Annotated in this window: 1 protein-coding gene; it reads left to right on the forward strand. The window is 56.4% G+C overall.

The annotated features are described in order from the left end of the window. A partial coding sequence (gdhA, locus tag JKK62_RS07140; protein WP_201427327.1) for an NADP-specific glutamate dehydrogenase occupies positions 1-1,012 on the forward strand: 1,012 nt, incomplete at both ends.

The raw sequence follows: 1,012 nt of genomic DNA on the forward strand, positions 1-1,012 counted from the left end.
GGCCCGTATAAGGGCGGTATCCGTCTGCATCCGTCCGTATATATCGGTATCATCAAATTCCTCGGCTTTGAGCAGATCTTCAAGAACTCACTGACCGGTCTTGCAATCGGCGGCGGCAAAGGCGGCTCTGACTTTGACCCCAAGGGCAAGTCCGATATGGAGATCATGCGCTTCTGCCAGAGCTTCATGACAGAGCTGTTCCGTCATATCGGCGCCGACACCGACGTCCCCGCGGGCGATATCGGTACAGGCGGAAGAGAGATCGGCTTCATGTTCGGTCAGTATAAGCGCCTTCGCAACAGCTTTGAGGGCGTACTTACCGGTAAGGGCCTGAGCTTCGGCGGATCTCTTGCTCGTACAGAGGCTACCGGCTACGGTCTGCTCTATCTCACCAGAGAGATGCTCAAGACAAACGGCATTGATATCGCAGGCAAGACCATCTGCGTTTCCGGCGCGGGCAACGTTGCGATCTATGCGATCCAGAAGGCACAGCAGCTCGGCGCTCAGGTCGTGACCTGCTCCGATTCTACAGGCTGGATCTATGATAAAGAGGGCATCGACGTCGCTCTCTTAAAGGACGTTAAAGAAGTCAAGCGCGCTCGTCTTGACGCGTATGCCGCCGCTCGTCCTTCTGCCGTTTATCACGACAAGAAGGCGGAAGGCTCCAATGTATGGGATATCAAGTGCGATATCGCGCTGCCCTGCGCAACCCAGAACGAGCTCGGCATCGACGACGCGAAGAAGCTCGTAGCAAACGGCGTGACTGCTGTAGCCGAGGGCGCTAATATGCCGACTACCCTCGAGGCGACCGAGTATTTCCAGAAGAACGGCGTACTCTTCGCGCCCGGTAAGGCGGCGAATGCAGGCGGCGTTGCTACCTCCGCGCTGGAGATGAGCCAGAACTCTGAGAGACTCTCCTGGAGCTTTGAGGAAGTTGATCAGAAGCTCGAGCAGATCATGGTCAACATCTTCCATAATCTTGACGCGGCCGCGAAGAAGTACGGCTTTGAGG

It is taken from the genome of Ruminococcus difficilis (assembly GCF_016680995.1).